This is a genomic window from Bradyrhizobium sp. JYMT SZCCT0180, from assembly GCF_018130165.1.
Taxonomy (GTDB): Bacteria; Pseudomonadota; Alphaproteobacteria; order Rhizobiales; family Xanthobacteraceae; genus Bradyrhizobium.
In genome coordinates, this window is the sequence record NZ_JAFCLZ010000011.1 from 133,263 (window position 1) to 152,715 (window position 19,453).

Sequence of the window (19,453 nt, forward strand, 5' to 3'; positions counted from 1 at the left end):
GATCACCCGACAGTCTCTCGCCGGAAACTCGGCCTGACCACGTCCGGTCCTGAGGTGGATAAGCATCCCGTCACGGAGTCCAAGTTCCGAAATTCGCTCGAAGGCGACCGTGGAATCCATGATACCTTGAAATCGCAGCGTAAACGGTCCGGTATCGGCCGCGCTGGACGGCCCCTCGCTGATCTACGATAATGCGGGACGGCGCAGCAAAAATGCTGATCCGCCGGCCGCGTTACCCATGGGTAGACGCATATGACACAGAGCGGTTTTCACGGTCAGGCGTTCAGGGACCTGCTGCACCTTCAGGATACACCGTCATCGCTGATCACGCGGTCTACGCGCGGTGTCGAGGTCACAGCCACCGAAACGCGCGATGACAATCCCACGCCGGGCCTTTGCGGCGGCATCGCACCCGAGGATGCCTATCTCGTTAGCTTGAAACTTCGCGATTATCCCGACTGCGAATACTGGGAGCATGGCAAGTGCGTGGCCAAGCCCAATATCAGGGCAGGCACGACATATCTGTACGACATGAAGTGCGATCCGCGCTTTGTGATCGAAAAGCCGTTCCACTCTGTTCATTTCTATGTTCCGGCGTTGGCGCTCGACGGCGTCGCGGAGCGGTTCGGCGCGCGGCGCGTCGGCCAGCTCGACTGTCAGTTCGGTACCGGCTTTGACGACGATGCTGTGCATCACATCGGCGCAGCGCTCCTGCAGGGATTGCGCAGGCCATCCGAAGCGAACCAGCTTTTCGTCGATCACATGATGCTGGCGCTCACAGCGCACATTGCCCGGGCGTATGGCGGGCTTCGCAACGCCGAACCCGTGTATCGCGGCCTTGCTCCGTGGCAGACGAAGCGTGCCTGCGAAAGGCTCCAGTCTGATCTCAGTGGCAAACTCACGCTGCAGGAGATCGCCGCTGAATTGGGCCTGTCAGTCAGCCATTTTTCTCGAGCGTTTCGGGCGTCCGTCGGCCTGCCGCCACACCAGTGGCTCCTTCGCCAACGCGTTGACGCCGCCAAGCAGTTGATGACCGTCCGTGGCTTGTCGCTTGCGGAGGTCGCAATATCAGCCGGGTTCGCCAATCAAAGCCACTTTACGCGGGTATTTTCGGCCCTGGCCGGCGTCAGCCCGGCGGTGTGGCGCCGCGAAGCACAGGGTGCGGCGGAAAGCCCCGCGCTCTCCGATCTCAAAGACGGATGATTTTGAGAACTTCGGGCGCATCACGCCGCGAAATTGCCGACGCGCATTCAGTGTCATCGTCCGCGAAGGCGGACGATCCAGTATCCCAGAGGCGTTAGAGATCAAGCCGATAAGCCGCGGCGTACTGGATCCCCGCCTGCGCGGGATGACAGTGGTGCGTAGAGCACGGGCCGCACTCACAACGACGCGAAACGAAAACCTGCCGCCTCACGAATTCACATGAACGAAATCCCGCAGCAGCGGATAGATCTCGTTGTTCCAGCGTTTTCCGGAGAACACGCCGTAATGGCCGACGCCGGCCTGCATGTGATGCACGCGACGATAGGCGCGCACGCCGGTGCAGAGGTCCTGGGCGGCCAGCGTCTGGCCGATCGAGCAGATGTCGTCCTTTTCGCCTTCGACCGTCATCAGGCCCATGCGCTTGATCGCGGCCGGGTTCACCGGCTTGCCACGATGCATCAGCTTGCCCAGCGGCAGCAGATGCTCCTGAAACACGTCGCGCACGGTCTCGATGTAAAATTCCGCCGGCAGGTCCATCACGGCGAAATATTCGTCGTAGAAGGTCTTGATGACTTCCGCCTTCTCCTTCTCGCCCTTGGCCAGATGCTGGGCCAGATCGATGTGCTGCTTGATGTGGCGTTCGAGATTCATCGAGACGAACGCCGTGAGCTGCACGAAGCCGGGATAGACCTGGCGGAATGCGCCCTTGCATTGAACGGGTACGTAATTGATCAAATTCTCCTCGAACCACTTGATCGGTTTGCTCTTGGCGAAATCATTGACCTTGGTTGGCTGGATGCGGGTGTCGATCGGCCCCGCCATCAGCGTCAGCGTGGCAGGCCGTGCCGGGTGGTTTTGCTCCGACATCACGGCCGCCGCCGCCAGCGCCGAGACCGAGGGTTGGCAGATCGCCACCATGTGCGAGCGCGGGCCCATCTTGTCGAGGAAGGTGATGAGGTGGTCGGTATAATCCTCGAGCCCGAAGCGGCCGGCATGGAGCGGGATCTCGCGCGGGTTATGCCAGTCGGTGATGTAGACGTCGTGGTCCTGCAGCAAGGTCTTCACGGTGCCGCGCAGCAGCGTCGCGAAATGGCCGGACATCGGCGCCACCAAAAGCAGTTTGGGTTGCTCCGGCGCGTGCTCCTTCTTGAAGCGCAGCAGCGATCCGAACGGCGTGGCAAAGGCAACTTCCTCGGTCACCGCCAAGTCCTGATTGCCGACCATCACCTTGTCGATGCCGTAGGCCGGTCGGGTGTAGGTCAGCGAGGTGCGCGAGATCAGTTCGAGCGCCGCGGCCAGCCGCCCGAACGCCTTGTCGGACACGCCTTGCGGCACGAGGTTGAGATATCTGAGCGCCGCTCCGGCCCCGGTCCGCCACGGCGCCGTGAGGTCCATATGGTTCTGATAAGCTTGGTACATCAATGACATCATACGCATCCGCCCTTGCCCGATGATGCCATGCAATATCGAAGCCAAAGCGGAGCGAACCGCCCGAAAAACTGGCACGTGGCTTGCTGCGGAACGTGACCGGCGCAAGTGACCGGCGTAAGCTATCGGCGGCGCGCTGGTGCGGCCGGCTCAGCCTTGCGATAGACGTTCAGGCGTGAGGGAAGGCCCTATGGCGAATACGACACTGACCATCAGCAGCAAGAACTATTCGTCCTGGTCGCTGCGCGGCTGGCTGCTCGCGAAATTCTCAGGTCTTCCCTTCGAAGAGGTCGTGACCGCACCTGACGACGCGTCGGCACGGGCCGAGATCCTGCTGCTGTCATCGTCGATCCTGGTGCCGTGCCTGCGGCACGAGGGCGCCACCGTCTGGGATACGCTGGCGATCGCCGAATACCTCAACGAGGTGATGCCGGACGCCGGCCTGCTGCCGGCGGACCGGGTGCGGCGGGCGCATTGCCGCTCGATCTGCGGTGAAATCCATTCCGGCTTCACCACGCTGCGGGCCTCACTGCCGGTCAATCTCAAGGGCCATTTCCCGAACTTCAAGATCTGGTCGCGCGCGCAGTCCGATATCGACCGGGTCTGCACCATTTGGCGCGAGTGCCTGGCCCAGTCCGGCGGGCCGTTCCTGTTCGGCGAGCGCACCATGGCGGACGCGATGTATGCGCCGGTCGTGACCCGCTTCATGACCTATGACGTGAAGCTCGACCCGAAGCTTGCAGCCTACGCAAAAACCATCATGGCGATGCCCGAGATGGTCGAGTGGATCGAAGCCGCCAAGGCCGAGCCCGCCGACATCGAGGAGCTCGAGGTGGAATATTAGGCAGCGCGCGCCAGGCGCTGCCCGTTTGACGGGCTCAAGCTTCGGGCAGGGTTTGCTCAAAGCCGGTGCCATCGAGCTCTAGCGCCGCTGACATCCGCGATGCAGCAACGCTGCAGCGGAAATCGCCCGGCGCGGATTCCAGTCTCCCGTCAAGCGCTTCGGCCGGTCACTGGTGTGATCGCCGCAGTGCAACGCGACTGGCGCGGATTTCGCATAGCAGCATGCAGCCGTGAACGCGACGATGCGACGCTGCCGAAAATTTGGACGCCTTGCGTGATCGCGATCTCGCGAACGAGAACCGTGGAGGCTTCAATGAATCAGACTGCAATCGTCAGCAAATTCTCCCACGTCAAACCAGGCGATACCGAGTTCAAGGGCGGGGGGCTGCGCGACTTCTTCCTTTACCGCGACCTCGGCATCGCCGACGCCACCGGCGGCCAGGTGATCTGCCATCTGGTCAAGGCCAATCCCGATCTGCCGCCCGAGGAAGGCACCGGCTGGCACAAGCACCTCTGCGAATTCCAGATCGTGATCATGACCAAGGGCTGGGCGCGCTTCATGTACGAGGACAAGTCGACGCTGGTGCAGGCCGGCGACGTCGTGCATCAGCGGCCGGGCATCACGCACTACCTCTACGACTACTCGGAAGACATGGAATACCTGGAGATCGTCAGCCCGGCCGACTTCAAGACCGTCGATGTGGACCCGGCGGTGGAGCACGTGCCGCCGCCGACACCCTGGAAGTGACCGCCAAAGGAGATCGTCATGTCATCCCCGGAGGAATTAACCTTTGTCGTCGGCCGCTGGTTGCGGCCGATCGTGGCGGTGCTGCATGTGGTGCGCCGCATCACGTTCCAGCCGATATCTAGCCGTGAACAGAGGAGTACAGCCGCCAAGCAGTGATTCGGGCGCGATTCGTTCCGTCCGCGTTCCGAAACTTAAGACCGCTCGGGAAGACGCGCGTTATCGTCGCTTTCTGGAACAATGCGCCGCGCGTCCGGCTGGCCTGCGGCCCCGGAAAATGCCCGTCAAACCTGACTGCTCACCCGTGGCAGCCGCCAGCCGACCACGGTCGCCTCAAGGGCGCCGCCGGTCCGCTCATTGCGCCATTGGCCCTCGATCCAGCGGCAGGCGAACGGTAACTGATATGTGCCGCTGTGATCCTCGCAAAGCACCTCCACCGGCCGGTCCGGCGGCGGTTCCCCGTTGCCATCGAACTGTGCCAGCCGCCTCTCGCGCGTTGCCATATGTTCAATCTCCATTGCCGGGGCGTGCAAACCTGACGTTTGGGTTCCCCGGCGAAAGTCCATCCACACCCATAATGGGGAAGCTCACCGCCTGAATGCGGTATCAGTGTGGTATCGCTGCAGCCGGCGGCCTGATACGAGCAAATTGATGTGATTGACCGAATGAAGTTTGAGTGAGGATTGGATGATCGCCCGGATTGCAAGAACCGCTGTCGCCGTTGCAGCAATGCTGATGCCCTGCGCAAGCTACGGGCAGGATGTTCCCGGCATCGAAATCTGCACCGTCGAAAAAACCATGGAGCGGCGCACCTCCTGCCTGCAGAGCAATGTCGACTTCCTGCAAAAGACCATCAACAAAATGACGCAGGACAATCAGCAGAAGCTCGATGCCGCCAACCGGCAGATCGAGGCGCTGAAGGGAAGCGTCATCGCCTTGCAGAAATTTGTGGACGAACTGCAGAAGAAGACGGCGGAAGAACTGAAGAAGAAGGCCGATGCGCCGGCGAAGGATGCGGCGCCGGCTGCGGCGAAGTAACGCCGTCATTCCGGGCGATGTGTAGCACACCCGCGGTTCCCCGCGACGCTATGGCGACCGCGAGAGCAACGCCGGTCAAATGCGGCGCGCGGCAAGCGTTCATGATGCGGCCGCTTCGATAGGAAAGCTGTCACCCATGAATCCAGCCCAGAAGGCGCTCTGGTACATCGAAAGTCATCTCGCCGGGCCGTTGACCCTCGACGAGATATCCGCGATCGCCGGCGTCTCGCGCTTCCATCTGGTGCGGGCGTTCGCGGCCGCGACCGGATATTCGGTCATGCGCTATGTTCGCGCGCGTCGTCTCTCTAACGCGGCGCGTGCGCTTGGCGCCGGCGCGCCTGACATTCTCAGCCTCGCGCTGGATGCGGATTACAGCTCTCACGAAGCCTTCACCCGTGCGTTCCGCGACCATTTCGGCATCACGCCTGAGATGGTTCGATCAGGAACGTGCCTCGATCGTCTCAAGCTTCAGGAGCCCATCGTCATGATTTCAACTGCGCTCGATCATCTCAAGCCCCCGCGTTTCGAGACCGGCAAGGCCTTGCTGGTCGCCGGTATCGGCGAACGCTGCACCCACGAAAACGAAGGCGCTTTTATTCCGAACCTGTGGCAGCGTTTCAATCAGACCATCGACCATGTCCCCGGCCGGGTCGGCAAAGTGGCCTATGGCGTCTGCTGCAACGCCGACGATGCCGGCAATTTCGACTATGTCGCCGCCGTCGAAGTGACCGATTTCTCCGACCTGCCGCGTGAATTCCAGCGGGTGCGGATTCCCGAACAGAAATACGCCGTGTTTACCCACACCGAGCACATCTCGACCATTCGCCGCACCGTCCACACGATCTGGAATCACTGGCTGCCGGCATCCGGCATGAAAGCCGCCGACGCGCCGAGTTTCGAGCGCTATGACGAGAAGTTCGATCCCGCGACCGGCAATGGCGGACTGGAAATCTGGATACCGGTTCGCGAGTAGGGGCAGACGCAATCTCCCGCAGGGCTGCCCTGCGTGTCCCAATGGCCTGCGGTTGCTTGGCAAGCGTGATCTGCTTTGCCATAACATGACGCAACGTCAGCGTTGCGCGTGCGGAAATGAGCTTGGAGTCCGCCTGCAGCCATAAAAAGCCGGGAGGATTTCATGGGAAATGTCCGCGTTCTCGCCACCGATCTGGAGTTTCCGGAAGGCCCGGTGGTCATGCCTGACGGCTCGGTCGTGCTGGTCGAAATCCGCGGCCGGCGGCTGACGCGGATCTGGCCGGACGGGCGCAAGGAGGTGGTCGCGGAAGTCCCCGGTGGCCCCAATGGCGCAGCGCTTGGCCCCGACGGCAAAATGTATTTCTGCAACAATGGCGGCTTTAGCTGGATACCCACGGGCAAGGTGATCATGCCGGGTCCGCAGCCCGATGACTATCTCGGTGGCTCGATCCAGCGCGTCGACCTCTCGAACGGCAAGGTCGAGACGATGGTCGACAAATGCGGCGACTATCCGCTGCGGGGTCCTAACGACCTCGTTTTCGACAAGCATGGCGGCCTGTGGTTCTCCGAGCTCGGCAAGCGCCGGGCCCGCGACATGGACGTCGGCGGCGTCTACTACGTCAAGCCCGGCATGAAGGAGATTGTCGAAATCGTGCACGGCGTGCTGCCGGCCAACGGCATCGGGCTGTCGCCGGACGAAAACACCGTCTACATCGCCGAAACGCCGACCGCGCGGCTATGGGCCTACGAACTCTCCGCGCCCGGCACGCTGAAGCCGCGTGAGCCTATCTATCGCGGTGAACGCGGCAAGCCGATCACGGGTCTCGGCGGCTACCAGATGTTCGACTCGCTCGCGGTCGAAGCCTCAGGCAATATCTGCGTCGCGACGCTGATCTCGGGCTGCATCTCCGTGATCGCACCCGACGGCACCCTGGTCGAGCAGGTGCCGACCGGCGACCGCATGACCACCAATATCGCCTTCGGTGGGCCCGACCTGAAGACCGCCTACATCACGCTGTCAGGCAAGGGCGAACTGGTCGCGATGGACTGGCCGCGCCCGGGCCTGCCGCTGAATTTCTTGAACAAATAATGGCGCTGCTTGCGATACCCTCATGATGAGGAGCGTCGCACTTGCGACGCGTCTCGAACCATGAATGAATTGCGATGGCCTCATCCTTCGAGACGCGCTTCAAGTGAAGCGCTCCTCAGGATGAGGGGAGAGGACGAATACAATGCCCTGGCTTGAACCGGTTACCCTTCGCGGCGCTTACGCGCGGCTCGAACCGCTGTCGCACGATCAACGCGACGGCCTGACCGAAGCGGTGCGGGACGGGGAGCTGTGGAATCTCTGGTACACCTTCGTGCCGGCGCCGGAAGACATGAGCAAGGAGATCGATCGCCGACTGGGCTTGCAGGCATCAGGCTCGATGCTGCCGTTCACGGTGTTCGATGCCGACGGCAAGATCGCGGGCATGACGACGTACATGAATGTCGATGCGGCCAACCGGCGCGTCGAGATCGGCTCCACCTGGTACGCCAAGCGCGTGCAGCGCAGCGCCGTCAATACGCAGTGCAAATTGCTGTTGCTGACGCATGCGTTCGAGACGCTCGATTGCATCGCGGTGGAATTCCGCACGCACTTCTTCAACCAGCAGAGCCGCCGCGGCATCGAACGCCTGGGCGCCAAGCAGGATGGCATCTTGCGCAACCATGTGATCGCTCCGAATGGCACGTTGCGCGATACCGTGGTGTTCAGCATTATCGCCAGCGAGTGGCCGACGGTGAAGGCGCATCTCAATTATCAACTCAACGATAGACTGCGGTAGTTCTTCAGCCCGCGGCAGAAAAAAGTGTGATGGAAACGTTCGATTATGTGATCATTGGCGCGGGCTCCGCAGGCAGCGTGCTCGCCAATCGTCTTAGCGAAGATGCAGGCACCCGTGTGTGCGTGCTCGAGGCAGGGGGCAAGGACTGGCATCCCTACATCCATCTGCCGGCCGGCTTCATCAAGACGTTCCACATGAAGAGCATCAACTGGGCGTATCAGCAGGAGCCGGGGCCGTGGACCGGCGGCCGCAGCATCTACGCGCCGCGCGGCAAGACGCTCGGCGGTTCGTCGTCGATCAACGGCCATATCTATAACCGCGGCCAGCGCCAGGATTTCGACACCTGGGCGCAGCTCGGCAATCGCAGCTGGGGCTACCCGGACATTCTGCCCTATTTCAGGCGGCTGGAGCGACGCGTCGGCGAGGGCGATGAAACCTATCGCGGGCGCGACGGCAACCTGACCGTCACGACGATGGATTGGCGGGATCCGCTGTGCGAGGCGTTCATGGCGGGCGCGATGAGTCTGGGCATTCCGCGCAACCCCGATTACAACGGCGCGATCCAGGAAGGCGTCTCCTACGCCCAGCGCACCATTCAGAACGGCCTGCGCGTCAGCGCCGCGACCGCGTTCCTGCATCCGGCGGTAAAACGCGGGAATGTCGATGTGCGGACGCATGCACATGTCACCAACATCATCTTCGAAGGCAAGCGCGCGGTTGGCGTCCGCTACCTGAAGGGCGGCAAGGGCGGCACGCCCACCGAAGTGCGCGCCAACAAGGAAGTCATCCTCTGCGGCGGCACCTACAATTCACCTCAAGTGTTGCAACTGTCCGGCGTCGGCTCGCCGGAGCTGTTGCAGTCGCACGGCATCGAGGTCCGTCACGCGCTATCAGGCGTCGGCGAGGGCCTGCAGGATCATTACGCGCCGCGTTCGGTCGCGCGCGTCAAGAACATCAGGACCATTAACGAGCTTCGACGCGGGCTGAGCCTCTGGGTCGAGGCGCTGAAATGGGCGACGACGCGACGCGGCTTGCTGTCGCTGTCGCCGACCATGGTCTATTGCTTCTGGCATTCCGGCGAGACCACCGAAAGCTCCGACCTGCAGCTGACGTTCACGCCCGCGAGCTACAAGGAGGGCGTGCAAGGCCAGCTCGAAGACGAGCCCGGCATGACCATCGCCTCATGGCAGCAGCGCCCGGAAAGCCGCGGCTATGTCCGCATCCGTTCGGCCGATCCGTTTGCGCCGCCGATCATCCAGAGCAATTATCTGGTCGAGGAGCTCGATCGCCGCGTCGTCGTCGCCGGCATGAAGCTGGCGCGCCGGCTGCTCGCCTCCGCGCCGCTGTCGCAATATTACGCCTATGAGGATTTCCCCGGACCGAAAGTGCAGAGCGACGACGAGTTTCTCGCCGCGGCCACCGAGCGCGCTACCACCACGTTCCACCCCGGCTGCACCTGCCGGATGGGGCCGGCGGATACCAAATGGGCTGTCGTCGATGACCAGCTGCGCGTGCACGGGCTTCAGGGCCTGCGGGTGGTCGATGCCTCGATCATGCCGCGGATGATCTCGGCCAATCTCAACGCCTCGACCATGATGATCGCCGACAAGGCCTCCGACATGATCCGTGGCAAGGCCGCGCCGGAGGCGGCGAAGCTGACGGGTTATGTCTAAGGGGGCGGCTCAGCGTGCCGGCGGATGACGCGCAACTGACGGAAGACCATCCGCTTCTCCGGGTGGTGTCGAAATGGCCCGGCCGAGGTCCAACGCAGCGCGCATTCGAGTCTCTTGGCTTCTCCGTTCACCATGTTTGGCAGAACGAGATCATCCGGTTTTGCGGAGAGCATCAGTCGCAATTGCTCAACCGATACTGGGACGAAGTCGCCTTGGAGACCATGCTGTCCATAGGAAAGTGCGATTCCGATATGAGGCATTTCGCTATTCAACCTCAATACCGCTCGGCGTTTCTGGATGAACTCTTCGCCGCGAGAGGTCCCATTGAGCCGCCATACCAGCATCCACCACTCCTCAAATGCCTGCTTGAGCATCATAAGAAGGTCTGGGAGGATCGGGAGTTCAGGGAGAACCGGAGCGCGCTCTTTCGCCGTGCGCGGGCGGTGGAAGCCGAACGGTTGGCTATCGACGCCAAGGACGGGTTGAAGAAGAAGGACGTGATTCCGTTTCTCGAACAGTTCTGCTCCGCACGCGGGTTCGAAGGTTACTCTCGCAACCGTTGGCGGAAAAAGACTGATAGCGACCTCGTTTTCGAGATTGGCGTCTGGCTCGGTGGCAATATGTTTCGCATGTGGTCCCCATTGAAGTTTCGAATCTTTCATGCCGACGAGCTGAAGTTCGGGCTCGACGTCGAAGGAGCTGCCGGCTTGCTGGGTCGGCTTGTGCCGGGTGTCGCGACTTACGAGGGTTGCAGCAATGACCGCGAATATGTTCTCTGCGTCAGGGCCCTAGTCGAGCTGTTCAATGTGATCGCCGGCACTTTTGGAGATGGTCGGGCGTCGTGATGAGAACGCATCTCGAATTCGTCTCCACGGCGTTTCCGCCAGAACCTGGCGAAGATGAACAGGTCAATCCCGGGCTGTATGGGAAACGACTGGCACAGTTTTTGTCGGAGGAACTCCCGCGCCACGGCTTCGCGGTTTCGTACCTGGGTCCGGAGGATTGGGGGTGGCGGATCGATCTCGAAAATCCTGCCTTTCCCCTCTGGCTCGGATGCGGCAATTACCAGGAGTACGAGAACGGCTTCCTGTGTTTCATCGAACCTTCGCGTCCTTTCGTTCGACGGCTGCTGAAGAAGATCCCGACAACCGACACGGTCGAACGTCTTGCTGCGGCTCTGCAGATGATTTTGGAGCAGAGCGGCAAGGTGCGGCAGATGCGTTGGTGGGGCGAAGGCGAGATACCTCGCTGGCGAGGCTGGTGCTCCGGGCCTTAGGCCGCTTCGGGCCGGTACAGCGTGTCGATGGTGACGATTCCGACAGCGCGTGATACGCAGGGGCAGATCTTGCGGTTGTCTTTCTTCTGCTGGTCGCTGAAGAACACGTCGCGGTGGTCGATCTCGCCATCGACGGCGATGACATCGACCGCGCAGACGCCGCATTCGCCGCGCTGGCAGTCCGAGATCACCTCGAAGCCGGCGTCGTTGAGCACGTCGAGCATGGAGCTGTTGGGCGAGACGACGAGCTCGGCGCCGGTGTCCTTCAGGCGCACGCGGAATTCCGCCGTCGGCAGCAGGCCGCTGGAGCCGAAGGTTTCGTAGCGCAGATCGGCGGGAGACCGCCCGGCAGCGTTCCAGGCGCGCCGCGCCGCCTCCAGCATCCGCATCGGTCCGCACATGATGGCGATCGCATCCGATGGTAGTGCGCGGAAGGTGGCATCGAGATCGAGCCGCGCGCCTTCGTCGCTGGCGTGGACGACCAGCCGGTTACCGAGTGCCGAGGATAGTTCGTCGAGATAGGCGGCGTCGCCGCGCGATTTCACCGCGTAATGCAGGCGCAGGTCGATATTCCGCCGGTGCAGGGCGCTGGCGATGCCTGATATCGGGGTGATGCCGATGCCTCCGGCGATCAGGCAATAATTCTGCCTGTTCCAGTCGACATCGAGCAGCGATGTTGGATTGGAGATTTCGATCCGCGCGCCCGGCTTGAGGCTCCACATCGCGCGCGAGCCGCCGCGGCTGTCCGGCGCCAGTCGCACCGCGATGCGATAGGTGTGTGGATCGCGATCGCCGACCAGCGAATAGGACCGCCGTGCGGGCTGCCCGTCGATCAGCACCGCGACGTTGAGATGGCTGCCGGCCGGGTAGGGCGCCACGCCGCCGTCCGGGCGCAGGCGGAATTCGCGGATGCCAGGCGTGACGTCACGGATGCTATCTACCGTGCACCAGCTCCATTGTTCGGCAAAGCGCATGATGACCCCTATTCTGCTGGGGATTGAAGCCGAGCGAGCGCCGGCAGCAAATCGAGATGCGTGCGGTTGCGCAGCGCCAGCCGCAGGTTGCGCGCGGCGAGGCGCGAATGCTCGCGCATGATGGCTTCGGCGCGCGCGCCCTCGCGGTTCTCGATCGCGTCCACCACGATGCGGTGATGGTCCTGGCCGATCAGCAGGATCTGGTGCGCTTCCGGCAGCGCCGACTGCGCCATCACAAAGCCGCTCGGGGACGCAAACGGCAATGCCGAGACGCGGTCGATCTGCCGGATCAGCGGCGGGCTGGCGGAGAGTTCGGTGAGCAGCGCGTGAAAGCGCGCGTTCATGGTCACATAGGCGGAAAAGGCTTCGACCGAGACCGGATCCTGGCGGACCAGCTGATCGAGGTCGGCGAGGCACTCCTTCAGTGGTTCAAGGCTGCGCGCGCTGGCGCCGCGTTCGGCGGCAAAGCGGGCGGCGAGGCCTTCCAGCGTACCGCGCAGCTCGATCGAATCGAGAATGTCGCGCTCGGTGAACGCCTTCACCATGAAGCCGCCGGAGGGGATCGCCTGCAACAGGCCTTCGTCTTCGAGCCGGACCAGCGCCAGCCGCACCGGCGTCCGCGACACGCTGGTGATCTCGACCGCCTGCAATTCGCTGATGCGCTCGCCCGGCCGCAATTGCCCGGACAGGATCATGTCGCGCAGCGCGAGCTGGGCCCGCACCGTCTGCGAGATCGAGCGTTCGGAATCGCGTTCGCTCATGGCCTCACTCCGCGGCTTGTGCGGTCGGCGGCGATGTCTCGTGGGCCACCATGCGATCGATCACGCGCCGCGCCCACATCGCGCCAGCGTCGATGTTTAGATTGTAGAAGGTGCGGTCCGGGTTCTCGTCCATGGCGCGCTGTTGTGCCTCGAGGATGATCTCGTCCTCGCGAAAAATATTGGAGACGCCTTCGCGGATTTCGGTGGTCAGCTTCTGCTCGGTCAGGCGGTGGTTGCGCACGAAAGCCCAGAAATAGTGGCAGGTGGCGTCGGTCTCCGGCGTCATGGTGTTAAGAACAAAACCGTTGACGCCCTGCGAGCGGTCGCCTTCCGGCGCGCCGGTGCCGGCGGGCGCCACGCCGACATCGATGTTGACGGTGCCGGGCGCCTGGAAATGGATGATCTGCCAGCGGTCGACCGGGCCGGGCTTGCCGAGCTGTGCGGCCCAGAACGGCGGCGCCTCGATGCCGCGCATCCAGCGCGTCACCGTCACGGTGCGCTCGCCATGGGTGACGTCGAACGGGGCTTCGGCGACGTGGTCGTTGCCGATGCTGGAGCCGTGCACGAAGGTCTCGTGGGTGAGGTCCATCAGATTGTCGACCACGAGGCGGTAGTCGCATTTCACCTGAATGGTCTTGCCGTCGCCGGCCCAGGCCGGATCGTCGTTCCAGTGCATGTCAGGCACCAGCGCCGGATCGGCCAGCGCCGGGTCGCCCATCCACAGCCAGACGAAGCGATGCCGTTCGACCACGGGATAGGAGCGCACGCAGGCGGAAGGGTTGATGGTCTCCTGCGAGGGCATGTAGGTGCAGCGGCCCTGCGCATTGTATTTCAGCCCGTGATAGCCGCACACGACGGTGTCGCCGTCGAGCCGGCCTTTCGACAGCGGCACCAGCCGGTGCCAGCAGGCGTCCTCCAGTGCGGCCACCTGGCCGTCAGAGCGGCGGTACATCACCACATGCTTGCCGCAGATCGTGCGGGGAAACAGCGCGTGCTTGAGATCGATGTCCCAGGCGGCGGCGTACCAGGCATTGAGCGGGAACGATGACGGCATGGCTGCACTCCACGTCTAATGAATTCAGGATGTATACATAAATAGCCTTATTCTTGCAAATAGCAGGCATTAAAGGTAATATAAAACCATTAAAGTATACATAGTAAAATTTCATTTGGCTTTGACATATGATACTAATTATTATAATAATAATTCTTATGTTATAGGTGGATCATGGCCGAGTCGCACGCTTCGCCGGAAGTTTTACCGTCTCACCGTGTGCCGGCCCATTTGGCGCGTCGTTTCAATCAAATCTGCCTTGGTGTCACCGCCGAGATACTAAGCGGCGAGGATCTGACGCCGATGCTTTTTGGCGTCCTCGTGGCCGTCCTGGAGCAGCCGGGGAGGGGCCAGCGACAGGTGGCCGAGCGCATGGGCGTCGATGTGGTCAATTTTGGCCAGATGATCGACGAACTGGAGGGCAAGGGCCTCGTCGAGCGGAAGATCGATCCCGATGACCGGCGCGCGCGCAAGCTCTACGTGACCGAACGGGGCGCGGCGTTGCGCCGCCGCTTGAGTCCCGAATTGCTGGCCGCCCAAGAGCGCCTGCTGGCGCCGCTATCGCCAGATGAACGGCGCGCGTTGCTGGACATGCTCGTGCGCGTCATTGAAGCGAATGATTCTTACGCCCGTCCCGGAAACGGTCGCCGAAAGCCGCAACGCAAATCCAGCCAGTAACGAATGGGAGGCAGTCGTGAAAATGTTCTCGCAAATGTCTCATGGTTCAACATGGTCGGCCCATCGCTCAGCTCAAGGAAAATCCACCTCGTGCAAGGCGCGAGGGCTGCGCTCGATCGCTGTTCTTGCGGCTTGTGTCACGGCGCTTGTTGCGCCGATGTCCGCAAGAGCGGATTGGCCTGAGCGGCAGGTCAAGCTGATCGTGACCTTTCCGCCCGGAAGCGCCAACGATGCGGCGGCCCGAATTTTCGCCGACGCGCTTGGCAAAAAATGGGGTAAGCCGGTCGTAGTTGAGGACCGGCCTGGCGCTGAAGGTACGATTGGCGTCGGATCGTTCGTCGCAAGCCAGGACGATCATACGCTGTTGTATACGGTGGCCGGCTCCATCACGGTGGCGCCGCTGCTCGTCGACCGGCTGCCATACGACGTCAACCACGATCTGGTGCCGATTGCGTCGACCACAGCGATCGTTTTGACGCTAGCGGTCAGCAACCAGCTCTCGGTCAACAGTATTCCGGAATTGATCGCGGCGCTGCGGACCAACCCCGAGAAATATGCCTGGGCGTCCGGACCCACCCTGCCGCGATTTGTATTTTCAGCTTTCCTGAAACAACACGATCTGAAGATGAATTTCGTCAGTTATCGCGACGCCTCACAGCCGCAGGCTGATCTGGGTGAGGGCCGGATACAGGCGCTTCTGACCTCGTTGACCGCCTCGTCCTCGCCCGTTCAGGCTGGAAAGGCGCGCTTTCTCGCCGTCGTCAATCCAAGCCGCGCAGCCACGCTGCCGGACATCAAGACCGTGCGTGAACTCGGTTACCCCGAGCTTGAAATCGATGGGTTGGCGGGAATTTATGGCGGCAAGGCCTTGTCCGAAGCCGTGAGAAACCGGATTGCCGCTGATGTCGCCGCGATCTGCCGCGACGCCGATGTTCGCCGAAAACTGGAGACAAGCGGGCATAATGTGCTCAACGGAACGACCGAGGAGCTGAAACAAGCGATCGAAAAGCAACGAGCCGCGGTCAACCAACTCACTAAAGTGATTGATATCCGGAACCCGCAATAAACCTGCGATCGGAGAGGCCATGTCGTCACAACAGCCGGCCCTCAAGCTTCTCGACTTGATACAGTCGCACCGCGTTACAGCGGCGATCCATGTCGCGGTGCGACTGGGGCTGGCGGAGCTTCTGCGAGACGGCCCGCAGACCGTGGGCAAGCTTGCGGAGGCGACCGGCGCGGAGGAGCGCGCGCTCGGACGTCTGCTCACCGCGCTTTCCACCATCGGCCTGTGTGCGCGGGCCAGCGACAATTCCTACGCATTGACTGACGTGGGGGCCTGCCTCGACGGCGCATCCGAGCAATCGTTCAAGGCGTGGGCCATCCTGGAAGCGGAGATGCTCACGAAGTCTTGGAGCGGGATGCTCGAATCGGTCATGACCGGCAAAACCGCCGCGCAACTTCTGGGCATCGAGAACAGCTTTGATTTGATGGGGCAAACGCCTGGCAACGTCGCCAAATTCAATGCCGCGATGACGGACCTGACGCGGGCTGTAACGCCGGAAATTCTGCGATGCTACGACTTCAGCGGATTGTCGCATTTGATGGATGTGGGAGGCGGGTCGGGTGAATTGCTCGGCGCTATCGCGAGGCAAAACCGGCAGCTGCGCGGCACTGTCTTCGACCTTCCGAGGTGCGCAGAGGCCGCAACCAGCCATCTTCGGCACATCGGCGTGAGTGACCGCGTCGATTCCGTAGCCGGCGATTTCTTTCAGCGCATTCCGCCGGCCACCGACGCGATCATCCTCAAGAGCGTGATCCACGATTGGGACGACGCCCGCAGCACCTCAATCCTTCGCAACTGCCGCGAGGCGCTGCCGGGCGACGGCAAATTGCTGCTGGTCGAACGGCTGATGCCGGAATCGCCAACGACGACCGACGAGGACAGGGCGCACGCCCTGAGCGATCTGAACATGCTTCGCGGGCCGGGCGGGCTCGAGCGCACCAAGCGGCAATATGCCGAACTGCTTGCCCAAAGCGGTTTTGTCCTCGCCGCGATTTATCCAGCCGGCCGCTTCAACGTGATTGAGGCTCATCTCCGCTGATATCGGCCGAGTGACGGATGTCTCCGTCACTCGGGCAGCCCATCATCAGGAGCCGTAGACGAAGACGTGGTCCTTCAGGTCGATGGCCGGGAATTCATCCTTCTCCGCCCAGTAATCCTGGTTGTGCTGCCATTCCGGCTTGTCGCCGCGCTTGGGCAACAGGTGCATGCCGCGCATCATGTAGCCGGGGTTGAAATTTTCCGGATCGATCCAGGGCAGCAGCGGCATGTTGTGGTCTTCCGGCCGAAGCTGCGGCACCACTTTCTTGGCGCCGGTTTCCTTCATGTGGTTGAGCAGGCGGCACACGAAGTCGGCGACGAGGTCGACGCGCAAGGTCCAGCTGGCGCGGAAATATCCGAACACCCAGACCAGGTTCGGCACGCCGGTGAACATCATGCCGCGATAGGTCACGGTATCGGCGAAATCCAGCTTCTTGCCATCGACCGCGAATTCGATGTCGCCATTGGCCGAGAGGTTGAAGCCGGTCGCGGTGACGATGACGTCGGCTTCCAGCTCCTTGCCGGATTTCAGCAGGATGCCCTTCTCGGTGAAGCGCTCGATCTCGTCGGTGACGACCGAAGCCTTGCCCGACTTGATGCCCTGGAACAGGTCGCCATCGGGAATGAACGCGATGCGCTGCCGCCACGGCCGGTATTTTGGCGTGAAGTGGGTCGCAATGTCGTAGTCCTTGCCGAGATAGGCTTCCACCGCCGACAACAAATCCTTCTTCGCCGCTTCCGGCTCCTCGAAGGTCTTGCGGGTGAACGCGTCCTGATCGAACAGGATTTTCCGCCGGGTGATTTCGTGGATCCACTTCTCGTCGACCTGCAACTGCCGCAGTTGCTCGGCGATCTCGATGGCGTTGCGGCCGGTGCGGAAATAGGTCGGCGAACGCTGCAGCATGGTGACATGCGCGACGTCATTGGCGAGCGCCGGGATCAGCGTTGCGGCCGTGGCGCCGGAGCCGATCACGATGACGCGCTTGTTCTTGTAGTCGAGAGCTTCAGGCCATTTCTGCGGATGAACGATTTGGCCCTTGAATTTGGCCATGTCCTTCCACTCCGGCGTATAACCTTCGGTGTGGCGGTAATAGCCCTGGCACATCCAGAAGAAATTGGTGGTGAAGCGAAGCTTTTCGCCGGTGTCGCTCCGCGTGGCCTCGATGGTCCAGAGGCTCTGTTCGCTCGACCAGGTCGCCGAAGTGATGGTGTGCTGGTAGCGGATATGGCGGGCGAGATCGTTCTCCTCGATCACATCGCCCATGTATTTGAGGATCTCGGCAGCGCTCGCGATCGGCGCCGAGGTCCACGGCTTGAAGCGGTAGCCGAACGTATGCAGGTCGCTGTCGGAGCGGATGCCCGGATAACGGTGCGTGCTCCAGGTGCCGCCGAACGTCTTCTGGGTCTCAAGCGCGACGAAACTCGTGCCCGGACATTGCGTGGTGAGGTGGTAGGCCGCGCCGACGCCGGAGATGCCGGCGCCCGCGATCAGGACGTCGAAATGCTCGGTATGGCCGGGCGAGGCGGCATGAATCTGGGTTTGAACGTTCATCTTCCCTGTTCTTCTTGTCGTTGGTTTTGTCGTTTCAATAGCAAAACGCCAGAACCGGAGTTCTGGCGTTGTCGTCTTGCGATTACACTTCGCGGCGGCTCAGGAACGCCAGCCGCTCGAACAGGTGCACGTCCTGCTCGTTCTTCAGGAGCGCGCCGTGCAGCGGCGGGATCAGCTTGCGCGGATCGCGCTCCCGCAGCATTTCCGGGGTGATGTCCTCGTTGAGCAGCAGCTTGAGCCAGTCCAGCAGCTCCGACGTCGAGGGCTTCTTCTTCAGGCCCGGCACTTCGCGCACCTCGAAGAAGATCCGCAGCGCTTCCTCGACCAGGCGCTTCTTGATGTTGGGGAAGTGCACGTCGACGATCCGGCCCATGGTGTCGGCGTCGGGGAACTTGATGTAGTGGAAGAAGCAGCGGCGCAGGAACGCGTCCGGCAATTCCTTCTCGTTGTTCGAGGTGATCATCACGATCGGGCGCAGGCTCGCCTTGATGTTCTCGCCGGTCTCGTAGACGAAGAACTCCATGCGATCGAGTTCGAGCAGAAGGTCGTTGGGGAATTCGATGTCGGCCTTGTCGATTTCGTCGATCAGCAGGACCGGGCGCTTGTCATGGGTGAAGGCTTCCCACAGCTTGCCGCGCTTGATGTAGTTGGAGATGTCGGAGACCCTGGCATCGCCGAGCTGGCTGTCGCGCAGCCGCGAGACCGCGTCGTATTCGTAAAGGCCCTGCTGCGCCTTGGTGGTGGACTTGATGTGCCAGGTCAGTAGCGGCGCGCCGAGCGCCTTGGCGACTTCCTCGGCCAGCACGGTCTTGCCGGTACCGGGCTCGCCCTTGATCAGCAGCGGGCGCTCGAGCACGATCGAGGCGTTGACCGCGACCTTGAGGTCTTCGGTGGCGACGTAGTCCTTGGTGCCGGTAAATTTCATCTATCTCTTTGCCTTGTTGTTCGTTCTTGCGCCGCTATCGGCCTGAACAGTAAACGACCGCCGGATCGGCGGTCGCGATGGGAGGTGATGCGCGCCTCTCAGCGTTTGACCAGCGAGAGGATCACCAGGATGATCACGGCGCCGATGGTGGCGTTGACGATGTCGCGGATCCAGCCTGCGCCGAGGCTGACGCCCAGTTGCGGCAACAGCCAGCTCGCAAGAAACGCGCCGATGATGCCGATCACGATGTTGCCGATCAGCCCAAAACCCGCGCCGCGCACGATCTTACCGGCCAGCCAGCCCGCAATCGCACCGATGATCAGTGCAGCTATGATCCCCATTGAATTTCCCCTGCCGGAATAAGCCCTTTATGGCTCAATTCTAGAGGAAAAACCCTCCCGGTC

Annotated in this window: 22 protein-coding genes; 14 read left to right on the top strand and 8 right to left on the bottom strand. The window is 62.1% G+C overall.

The features are described 5' to 3' along the window. Window positions 1-252: 252 nt before the first annotated feature. Entirely contained in the window at window positions 253-1,203 is a 951-nt protein-coding gene (locus JQ641_RS17730) for a helix-turn-helix domain-containing protein (protein ID WP_211997270.1), read from the top strand. A 207-nt stretch (window positions 1,204-1,410) separates the two neighbouring features. On the opposite strand, the gene JQ641_RS17735 is transcribed toward JQ641_RS17730, so the two are convergent. Next, window positions 1,411-2,634 (bottom strand): polyhydroxyalkanoate depolymerase, encoded by a 1,224-nt coding sequence (locus tag JQ641_RS17735; RefSeq protein WP_211997399.1) that lies wholly within the window; start codon window positions 2,632-2,634, stop codon window positions 1,411-1,413. A 187-nt stretch (window positions 2,635-2,821) separates the two neighbouring features. Between JQ641_RS17735 and JQ641_RS17740 the strand changes: the two genes are divergently transcribed. From JQ641_RS17740 to JQ641_RS17750, 3 genes are all read left to right on the top strand, one after another. After that, complete coding sequence (locus tag JQ641_RS17740) at window positions 2,822-3,475, top strand: glutathione S-transferase family protein (protein ID WP_192740067.1); 654 nt, start codon at window positions 2,822-2,824, stop codon at window positions 3,473-3,475. A 312-nt stretch (window positions 3,476-3,787) separates the two neighbouring features. Continuing rightward, entirely contained in the window at window positions 3,788-4,222 is a 435-nt protein-coding gene (locus JQ641_RS17745) for a cupin domain-containing protein (protein WP_192740066.1), read from the top strand. 18 nt (window positions 4,223-4,240) lie between these two features. Next, the gene (locus tag JQ641_RS17750) at window positions 4,241-4,378 is read left to right on the top strand and encodes a hypothetical protein (RefSeq protein ID WP_192740065.1); all 138 of its coding nucleotides are present in this window, start codon (window positions 4,241-4,243) and stop codon (window positions 4,376-4,378) included. A gap of 125 nt (window positions 4,379-4,503) precedes the next feature. Here JQ641_RS17750 and JQ641_RS17755 read toward each other — a convergent pair whose 3' ends face one another. After that, window positions 4,504-4,722, bottom strand: a complete 219-nt coding sequence (locus JQ641_RS17755) for a hypothetical protein (protein WP_192740064.1) — start codon at window positions 4,720-4,722, stop codon at window positions 4,504-4,506. A gap of 226 nt (window positions 4,723-4,948) precedes the next feature. Between JQ641_RS17755 and JQ641_RS17760 the strand changes: the two genes are divergently transcribed. From JQ641_RS17760 to JQ641_RS17790, 7 genes are all read left to right on the top strand, one after another. Then, window positions 4,949-5,257: a hypothetical protein gene (locus JQ641_RS17760; protein WP_211997400.1), complete on the top strand. Its 309-nt coding sequence runs from the start codon at window positions 4,949-4,951 to the stop codon at window positions 5,255-5,257. Between the two features lie 136 nt (window positions 5,258-5,393). Next, on the top strand, window positions 5,394-6,230 hold the full coding sequence (locus JQ641_RS17765; protein ID WP_211997271.1) for an AraC family transcriptional regulator: 837 nt from the start codon (window positions 5,394-5,396) through the stop codon (window positions 6,228-6,230). Between the two features lie 162 nt (window positions 6,231-6,392). Further along, window positions 6,393-7,319 (top strand): SMP-30/gluconolactonase/LRE family protein, encoded by a 927-nt coding sequence (locus JQ641_RS17770; RefSeq protein WP_211997272.1) that lies wholly within the window; start codon window positions 6,393-6,395, stop codon window positions 7,317-7,319. 142 nt (window positions 7,320-7,461) lie between these two features. Next, complete coding sequence (locus JQ641_RS17775) at window positions 7,462-8,055, top strand: GNAT family N-acetyltransferase (RefSeq protein WP_211997273.1); 594 nt, start codon at window positions 7,462-7,464, stop codon at window positions 8,053-8,055. A 29-nt stretch (window positions 8,056-8,084) separates the two neighbouring features. Then, complete coding sequence (locus JQ641_RS17780) at window positions 8,085-9,728, top strand: GMC family oxidoreductase (protein WP_211997274.1); 1,644 nt, start codon at window positions 8,085-8,087, stop codon at window positions 9,726-9,728. Between the two features lie 14 nt (window positions 9,729-9,742). After that, complete coding sequence (locus tag JQ641_RS17785; protein ID WP_349628582.1) at window positions 9,743-10,573, top strand: hypothetical protein; 831 nt, start codon at window positions 9,743-9,745, stop codon at window positions 10,571-10,573. Further along, window positions 10,573-11,004: a hypothetical protein gene (locus JQ641_RS17790; RefSeq protein WP_211997275.1), complete on the top strand. Its 432-nt coding sequence runs from the start codon at window positions 10,573-10,575 to the stop codon at window positions 11,002-11,004. The genes JQ641_RS17785 and JQ641_RS17790 overlap by 1 nt, the downstream gene beginning before the upstream one ends. Here JQ641_RS17790 and JQ641_RS17795 read toward each other — a convergent pair. The 3 genes from JQ641_RS17795 to JQ641_RS17805 are packed head-to-tail and all read right to left on the bottom strand — an operon-like array spanning window position 11,001 to window position 13,793. Then, window positions 11,001-11,978 (bottom strand): PDR/VanB family oxidoreductase, encoded by a 978-nt coding sequence (locus tag JQ641_RS17795; protein ID WP_211997276.1) that lies wholly within the window; start codon window positions 11,976-11,978, stop codon window positions 11,001-11,003. The genes JQ641_RS17790 and JQ641_RS17795 overlap by 4 nt on opposite strands. 8 nt (window positions 11,979-11,986) lie before the next feature. Then, window positions 11,987-12,739 (bottom strand): GntR family transcriptional regulator, encoded by a 753-nt coding sequence (locus tag JQ641_RS17800; RefSeq protein WP_211997277.1) that lies wholly within the window; start codon window positions 12,737-12,739, stop codon window positions 11,987-11,989. A 4-nt stretch (window positions 12,740-12,743) separates the two neighbouring features. Continuing rightward, complete coding sequence (locus tag JQ641_RS17805) at window positions 12,744-13,793, bottom strand: aromatic ring-hydroxylating dioxygenase subunit alpha (protein ID WP_211997278.1); 1,050 nt, start codon at window positions 13,791-13,793, stop codon at window positions 12,744-12,746. A gap of 174 nt (window positions 13,794-13,967) precedes the next feature. Between JQ641_RS17805 and JQ641_RS17810 the strand changes: the two genes are divergently transcribed. Genes JQ641_RS17810 through JQ641_RS17820 form a run of 3 tightly spaced genes read left to right on the top strand, consistent with a single transcriptional unit; the run spans window position 13,968 to window position 16,573 of the window. Further along, window positions 13,968-14,471 (top strand): MarR family winged helix-turn-helix transcriptional regulator, encoded by a 504-nt coding sequence (locus tag JQ641_RS17810; protein WP_211997279.1) that lies wholly within the window; start codon window positions 13,968-13,970, stop codon window positions 14,469-14,471. A 22-nt stretch (window positions 14,472-14,493) separates the two neighbouring features. Then, window positions 14,494-15,537, top strand: coding sequence for a Bug family tripartite tricarboxylate transporter substrate binding protein (locus JQ641_RS17815; protein WP_249150528.1), 1,044 nt, complete (start codon window positions 14,494-14,496; stop codon window positions 15,535-15,537). A gap of 19 nt (window positions 15,538-15,556) precedes the next feature. Further along, on the top strand, window positions 15,557-16,573 hold the full coding sequence (locus JQ641_RS17820) for a methyltransferase (RefSeq protein ID WP_211997280.1): 1,017 nt from the start codon (window positions 15,557-15,559) through the stop codon (window positions 16,571-16,573). Between the two features lie 45 nt (window positions 16,574-16,618). Here the strand turns inward: JQ641_RS17820 and JQ641_RS17825 are convergent, their stop codons facing one another. The 3 genes from JQ641_RS17825 to JQ641_RS17835 all read right to left on the bottom strand — a co-directional run bounded on the left by JQ641_RS17825 (window position 16,619) and on the right by JQ641_RS17835 (window position 19,390). Further along, entirely contained in the window at window positions 16,619-18,124 is a 1,506-nt protein-coding gene (locus JQ641_RS17825) for a flavin-containing monooxygenase (protein ID WP_211997281.1), read from the bottom strand. A gap of 82 nt (window positions 18,125-18,206) precedes the next feature. Next, window positions 18,207-19,049 carry an AAA family ATPase gene (locus JQ641_RS17830; RefSeq protein WP_211997282.1) on the bottom strand — a complete coding sequence of 281 codons (843 nt, stop codon included), beginning with the start codon at window positions 19,047-19,049 and terminating at the stop codon, window positions 18,207-18,209. Window positions 19,050-19,147: 98 nt separating this feature from the next. Beyond that, window positions 19,148-19,390 carry a GlsB/YeaQ/YmgE family stress response membrane protein gene (locus tag JQ641_RS17835; RefSeq protein WP_192740052.1) on the bottom strand — a complete coding sequence of 81 codons (243 nt, stop codon included), beginning with the start codon at window positions 19,388-19,390 and terminating at the stop codon, window positions 19,148-19,150. Window positions 19,391-19,453 lie beyond the last annotated feature (63 nt).

Coding starts and splice junctions, on each gene's coding strand:
- JQ641_RS17755 (WP_192740064.1), bottom strand. CDS start 4,722: ATGGCAACGCGCGAGAGGCGGCTGGCACAGTTCGATGGCAACGGGGAA.
- JQ641_RS17825 (WP_211997281.1), bottom strand. CDS start 18,124: ATGAACGTTCAAACCCAGATTCATGCCGCCTCGCCCGGCCATACCGAG.
- JQ641_RS17830 (WP_211997282.1), bottom strand. CDS start 19,049: ATGAAATTTACCGGCACCAAGGACTACGTCGCCACCGAAGACCTCAAG.
- JQ641_RS17780 (WP_211997274.1), top strand. CDS start 8,085: ATGGAAACGTTCGATTATGTGATCATTGGCGCGGGCTCCGCAGGCAGC.
- JQ641_RS17805 (WP_211997278.1), bottom strand. CDS start 13,793: ATGCCGTCATCGTTCCCGCTCAATGCCTGGTACGCCGCCGCCTGGGAC.
- JQ641_RS17815 (WP_249150528.1), top strand. CDS start 14,494: ATGTTCTCGCAAATGTCTCATGGTTCAACATGGTCGGCCCATCGCTCA.
- JQ641_RS17835 (WP_192740052.1), bottom strand. CDS start 19,390: ATGGGGATCATAGCTGCACTGATCATCGGTGCGATTGCGGGCTGGCTG.
- JQ641_RS17820 (WP_211997280.1), top strand. CDS start 15,557: ATGTCGTCACAACAGCCGGCCCTCAAGCTTCTCGACTTGATACAGTCG.
- JQ641_RS17800 (WP_211997277.1), bottom strand. CDS start 12,739: ATGAGCGAACGCGATTCCGAACGCTCGATCTCGCAGACGGTGCGGGCC.
- JQ641_RS17775 (WP_211997273.1), top strand. CDS start 7,462: ATGCCCTGGCTTGAACCGGTTACCCTTCGCGGCGCTTACGCGCGGCTC.
- JQ641_RS17790 (WP_211997275.1), top strand. CDS start 10,573: ATGAGAACGCATCTCGAATTCGTCTCCACGGCGTTTCCGCCAGAACCT.
- JQ641_RS17765 (WP_211997271.1), top strand. CDS start 5,394: ATGAATCCAGCCCAGAAGGCGCTCTGGTACATCGAAAGTCATCTCGCC.
- JQ641_RS17760 (WP_211997400.1), top strand. CDS start 4,949: ATGCTGATGCCCTGCGCAAGCTACGGGCAGGATGTTCCCGGCATCGAA.
- JQ641_RS17745 (WP_192740066.1), top strand. CDS start 3,788: ATGAATCAGACTGCAATCGTCAGCAAATTCTCCCACGTCAAACCAGGC.
- JQ641_RS17770 (WP_211997272.1), top strand. CDS start 6,393: ATGGGAAATGTCCGCGTTCTCGCCACCGATCTGGAGTTTCCGGAAGGC.
- JQ641_RS17795 (WP_211997276.1), bottom strand. CDS start 11,978: ATGCGCTTTGCCGAACAATGGAGCTGGTGCACGGTAGATAGCATCCGT.
- JQ641_RS17735 (WP_211997399.1), bottom strand. CDS start 2,634: ATGATGTCATTGATGTACCAAGCTTATCAGAACCATATGGACCTCACG.
- JQ641_RS17750 (WP_192740065.1), top strand. CDS start 4,241: ATGTCATCCCCGGAGGAATTAACCTTTGTCGTCGGCCGCTGGTTGCGG.
- JQ641_RS17740 (WP_192740067.1), top strand. CDS start 2,822: ATGGCGAATACGACACTGACCATCAGCAGCAAGAACTATTCGTCCTGG.
- JQ641_RS17730 (WP_211997270.1), top strand. CDS start 253: ATGACACAGAGCGGTTTTCACGGTCAGGCGTTCAGGGACCTGCTGCAC.
- JQ641_RS17810 (WP_211997279.1), top strand. CDS start 13,968: ATGGCCGAGTCGCACGCTTCGCCGGAAGTTTTACCGTCTCACCGTGTG.